The organism is Okeania sp. SIO2B9, assembly GCF_010672505.1.
In the GTDB taxonomy this organism is placed as follows: domain Bacteria; phylum Cyanobacteriota; class Cyanobacteriia; order Cyanobacteriales; family Microcoleaceae; genus Okeania; species Okeania hirsuta.
Genome location: NZ_JAAHGK010000543.1, coordinates 1 through 4806, shown reverse-complemented (window position 1 = coordinate 4806; position 4806 = coordinate 1). Strand labels below are relative to the sequence as shown.

Below are 4806 nucleotides of genomic sequence, written 5' to 3'. Positions count from 1 at the left end.
AGTTAATTTTGAAAGTTTAGCTAAACATTTAGCTTCTTATGGATTTGCTGTTGCTCTACCCCAACATCCAGGTAGTGATTATGAATATATCCAGAAATTTTTAGCAGGTAAAACTAAGGATATGTTCCATGGCAATGAATTTATTGACCGCCCCTTGGATATTTCTTTCTTATTAAATCAATTAGAGCAGTTAAATCAATATCAATTCCACAATCAATTAAACCTGAAAAAGGTAGGTATATTTGGTCATTCTTTTGGTGCTTATACTGCTTTTGCTTTAGCAGGTGCAGAGATTAACTTTCAGCAACTAAAACAAGACTGTGGCCCACAAATGGAAGTTTTAAATATGTCGCTACTGCTACAGTGTCGTGCTTTGGAATTGAAGCCTCAAAAATATAATTTGAAAGATGATAGAATTGGAGGAATATTTGTACTCGATCCAGTCAATAGTAGTTTATTTGGAAAAGCTGGTTTGAGTCAGATTGAGTTACCTGTGTTGTGGGGAAGCGCAAGTGAAGATAAAATTACTCCTATTGTTTTAGAACAAGCAAAATCTTTTACTTGGTTGACAACTCCTGATAAATATTTAGTCTTAACAGAAGGAGCAGATCATATCAATATTGATTTTGAGGCAATTAGAGAAAATAGTTTCACTACTCTAGCAGAGTTGATTCAACCAGATCCAGATGTAGTCAATGGTTATGCTAATGCTTTTGGTTTAGCATTCTTCCAAACCCATGTCGCCGATCGCCCTGAATATAGTTCATATTTACAAGCATCTTATGCTCAGACCATCGGCGAAAAACCTTTTAATCTGAGTTTTGTGCGGTCTTTGTCAGAAACTCAGTTAAGTAAAACATTGAAACAGGCAAGAAAAAACTAATTGAGATGATCTCCAGTTGGGTATCTAAAGAGCTATAGAAAATAATATGAGCAAACCTAAATCATTCCCCACATTATGATTATAATCATACACATTCAGACAGATGGTCAGAAAATTTGGCGTTGGTAATTGATGGGATGATTTATATTTCGGGGTAGCGCTCTGTAACCTACCCCAGTTAATCATTGGGGGATTGCCCCTACAAATTTCATCCTGTAATTTACCAACGCCGAAAATTTTGTCCTGCTCTAAATGAATTTGCAATCGGTTTTTTGATTACCTGTTGCCTGAGTAATATCATGTTGTTTAATAGCGCCATAGAACTCTGTTCCGCTTTCCTACAGAATGCTACGCAAACACAATCAAAAACTTTCTTCTCCTCTTGCTTCTTTTTCCCTACTGACTCCTGAGGACTGACTCCTTTCATTGTTAATTTGTCAGTATTCAACCGTTAGCGTAGCTCCCCCGGAGGGGGAACATGATATAAAGCACCATACTATAGCAATGAGCGCTGGTATATTTACAAATTGTAGTAGGGGCAAAAGAGCTAGAAGTCTTATATGATCGGCAATTTATTCCCCCTGTTCCCTGTTCCCTGTTCCCTGTTCCCTGCGCACAGCGCTATACTTATTTTTTGTGAGTTTACCTTTTAACTGATATCTAACTGTGGAATAAACTGCTTTGTAAGAAGCATTAATATTATATTCTTCTTTCAACCATTTTTGAATTTCTCCATAACTCTGAAAACCATTATTGGGGTCGTTAAGTCGTTTTTGCAACCCATCTCGCGCTTCTGGTGGGATTGCTGGTTTGCGCCCCCCACTTTGTTTTACCTGTAATAACCCCGATAATCCTTCTTTACGATATTGTCTCAACCACCTTTGTACTGTAATCCGATTTACTCCTAAAGTAACTGCCAATTCTTTGACAGTTGTCACTTGACCAATTTTAAATAGATATAGTGCCTGAATCTTCTGAAAGCCACTAGCAGTTTTTTGGCCATTTAGCAATGTTTTGAGTTCTGGGACTGTTTCTGTAATTTCTATTTTACATACCCCGGCCATATTTGTTTCCTCTCAAGTCCATACTGCTATTCTCATATAAAAATCTTTTCTATCATATCTGTAGCATGCAAAAAAGTAAATTATTCTGATATTTTTTGCTCTTCGTTAAAAAAAATATCAGGTAATACCATTGATCAAAAATAATGCTACAAAAATGAAATTGAAAATTTATATTTTGAAGAACCTAATCCAATTCTTTTTCCTACCTATTTCTATCATTTTTTACCTTTAGATCTTCTTCTCTCTTGATTTTACTATTGCGATAAAATTGGTATAAGATTAAGATATGGTAAATAAAAAAAACTAACGGCTAATACATGATTTGCTAATTGCTTTACTGATGAAATTGAAAGGAGCAACTATGGGTCAAAGAAACCTAGTCAAAGTTATTATAGTTATCCTGGTTTTAGGTTACGGCATTTCAATTTTTTTGCTAAATAATGTACAAAAAAAATCCATAGCTCTAGCTCAAGCAAAGATAGCTAATTTAGGAGATATTAATCAAGATTCTGATGTTAATAAACTTAGAGCTGCCCTAGCTCAATTGCCAGAAGCAATAGATATTTTAGAACAAGTTATTCAACTGCCTGGTGTACCCTTACAACCTGTATCTAGAGAAATAACTAAACTAAATTATCAACTCATTGCAGTCAAGCGAAAACTATATTTAGCAGAACATGGATTAATCTATTTAAGGTTAGCAAAACAATCTGCAATGGCTGCAGCTTTATTAGTACAAAATCCTCCTCATCCTGTTGATACTTGGTATCAAGCGCAGCAAAAATGGCAATACGCAATTAATTTATTAGAAAAAATTTCTGAAGAAAGTTTGTCATATTCAGAAGCTAGAGAAAAATTAAAGCTTTATCGAGAAAATTATCAAGTAATAACTCAAAGATTCAATATGGCTAAACAGGCAATTAATCTAAATAACCAGGCTAAACAAAAGATGGAAGCAGGAAATTATCAAGGTGCTATTCAGGATTTAAATAAAGCTATAAGTCTCAATCCTGGTCAAAGTGAAGCTTACTTAAGTAGAGGAGTTGCTTATTCTCAACTAGGAAGGAGAATAGGAGCGATCGCTAACTTTAATAAGGCAATAGAAATTAATCCTGAAAATGCTAAAGCTTATTATTATCGAGGGGATGAATATCTACAAATAGGAGAGCAGAAAAAGGCTCTTCAAGATTTAAATAAATCTATCAAGATTGATGCTAATAATCCTAAGTCATACTTTAATAGAGGCATAGTTTACTACTTAATTGGAAATCAAAGTGAGGCGATGGAAAATTTTCAGCAGGCGGCTTTTTTCTTTGGATTGGATGGCGACTCTGATAATCAAAAAATTGCAGTAGATATGTTAGATAAATTTCAACAAAATTAGATTTAATTGGAGGAAGAGGAGTCAGTTAGGAGAGTAGGGGAGCGGGGGAGTAGGGGAGCGGGGGAGTGAGGGAAAAGTAAACATAATAATAATTAATGCGCTATTGTTTAACTAAGAGATAAATCTTTGCAGAAAAGGTAAATCTCATATTTATACTTGCTCTTTCTCTAATATCCAATCTTATTAATTAGCGATAATAAAAATGTGTTCTCTGATAAATTTATCCCTATTCGCTATTCACTATTCCCTGTTCCCTAAAATTTTTATTGTGGGTGTTTAAAGAGACATGATATGAAACTATAGCGTTTTTATTTGAGATGCGGAAACAGAGTCTTACTTAATAAGGGAACAGGGAACAGGGAATAGGGAATAGTAAAGAAGAGAAAACAGCATTAAATAGTAGCTTTGCACAATAATTAATGGATACTCAAGACAGCATTTTTTGATTAGAAGAAAGTTCAATCTAGATTTACATCTCATTTGAAAATACTATATAATTCCAATGCACAAATATGCAACGCTTCCCACACTTCCCACACTAATTCATCCCGCAAATATGCAACGCTATATTTTTCCTTCTTCCTTCTTCCTTCTTCCTTCTTCCTTCTTCCCTCTTCCTTATTCTTGTAAGTCATAGCAAATACTGCCAAGCTTCATTAAGAACCTGACTTAACAGTTGTCTTTGGGCCATATTTAATAAATTATCGTCCGCAAGAATCTCTGCCTTAAGTTCCTCTATAGACTTTCCTTGAGAACGAGCAACATTAACTATACCAGCCATAGCTACAGCGACAAGTTCATCGTTAACTGGCTGTTGTCGCAAAGCAATTACTTCTCCATCGTTTGTAGGTACAGGATAATTCATATCTACTCCCTTACTGTCTTTGAGATTTTGTCACTACTCTACTGATTGAGGCTAAACTATTTTGTAGGCTTGAACGAAGTTTACCAATTTTAAGATATTCATCTCAAGAGAGAGTAGAAACTTAAAAATATACTACCCAAGGGAAAATTTTTCTTGGGTATACTTAATAATAGAAAATATTGTAAACTTTTATATCTGATTAAAGTTTTATCTAACAACTATAGCATAAATTAAAATATTGTCAATTTTAAGATTAAAAATTAATTCCCAAAAAAACAGATGAAAGAAATTCTCTACCTAGAAGTACCAACGCCAGATACAAAAACTGTTTGTCAATGGTTACAGCATAAATTTCAACCAGGGTTCGGTGATAAAATTCTGACTTCAGATGGTTTTGTTATGAAATTTTCTCAAGATCCTACTCAAGAACTTTCTGTATTTACCTGGTCATTACAACGAACTACTTATCTCAAAGTTTTTGCTCAAGGAAATGTATCTTCGATAGAAAAACAATTCACTGCATCTTTGACTACCAACTTGAGAAAAGAATTTCCTTTCAATTATCCAGAACCTCCGATAATTGACTGATTTGATAGGTCAATTATCGGAG

At 34.3% G+C, this 4806-nt stretch carries 6 protein-coding genes; 3 read left to right on the top strand and 3 right to left on the bottom strand.

Going from position 1 to position 4806, the window contains the following annotated elements:
• On the top strand, window positions 1-883 hold an 883-nt coding region (locus tag F6K13_RS18745; protein WP_375340670.1), incomplete at its 5' end, for an alpha/beta hydrolase family protein.
• 572 nt (window positions 884-1455) lie between these two features.
• On the opposite strand, the gene F6K13_RS18740 is transcribed toward F6K13_RS18745, so the two are convergent.
• Window positions 1456-1947 carry a helix-turn-helix domain-containing protein gene (locus F6K13_RS18740; protein WP_124142954.1) on the bottom strand — a complete coding sequence of 164 codons (492 nt, stop codon included), beginning with the start codon at window positions 1945-1947 and terminating at the stop codon, window positions 1456-1458.
• A gap of 361 nt (window positions 1948-2308) precedes the next feature.
• Here F6K13_RS18740 and F6K13_RS18735 point away from each other — a divergent pair, with 361 nt between their 5' ends.
• Complete coding sequence (locus F6K13_RS18735) at window positions 2309-3331, top strand: tetratricopeptide repeat protein (protein ID WP_161564303.1); 1023 nt, start codon at window positions 2309-2311, stop codon at window positions 3329-3331.
• A 476-nt stretch (window positions 3332-3807) separates the two neighbouring features.
• Here F6K13_RS18735 and F6K13_RS18730 read toward each other — a convergent pair whose 3' ends face one another.
• Both F6K13_RS18730 and F6K13_RS18725 read right to left on the bottom strand, forming a co-directional pair.
• On the bottom strand, window positions 3808-3966 hold the full coding sequence (locus F6K13_RS18730; RefSeq protein WP_287287979.1) for a hypothetical protein: 159 nt from the start codon (window positions 3964-3966) through the stop codon (window positions 3808-3810).
• Window positions 3963-4196, bottom strand: coding sequence for a hypothetical protein (locus F6K13_RS18725; RefSeq protein ID WP_124154957.1), 234 nt, complete (start codon window positions 4194-4196; stop codon window positions 3963-3965). The genes F6K13_RS18730 and F6K13_RS18725 overlap by 4 nt, the downstream gene beginning before the upstream one ends.
• Window positions 4197-4475: 279 nt before the next feature.
• Between F6K13_RS18725 and F6K13_RS18720 the strand changes: the two genes are divergently transcribed.
• Window positions 4476-4784: a hypothetical protein gene (locus F6K13_RS18720; protein WP_287287978.1), complete on the top strand. Its 309-nt coding sequence runs from the start codon at window positions 4476-4478 to the stop codon at window positions 4782-4784.
• The last annotated feature ends 22 nt before the right edge of the window (window positions 4785-4806 follow it).

What these genes read in the sequence shown, in the direction of transcription:
- F6K13_RS18725 (WP_124154957.1), bottom strand. Translation starts at nt 4,196, where the DNA reads ATGAATTATCCTGTACCTACAAACGATGGAGAAGTAATTGCTTTGCGA.
- F6K13_RS18720 (WP_287287978.1), top strand. Translation starts at nt 4,476, where the DNA reads ATGAAAGAAATTCTCTACCTAGAAGTACCAACGCCAGATACAAAAACT.
- F6K13_RS18730 (WP_287287979.1), bottom strand. Translation starts at nt 3,966, where the DNA reads ATGACTTACAAGAATAAGGAAGAGGGAAGAAGGAAGAAGGAAGAAGGA.
- F6K13_RS18740 (WP_124142954.1), bottom strand. Translation starts at nt 1,947, where the DNA reads ATGGCCGGGGTATGTAAAATAGAAATTACAGAAACAGTCCCAGAACTC.
- F6K13_RS18735 (WP_161564303.1), top strand. Translation starts at nt 2,309, where the DNA reads ATGGGTCAAAGAAACCTAGTCAAAGTTATTATAGTTATCCTGGTTTTA.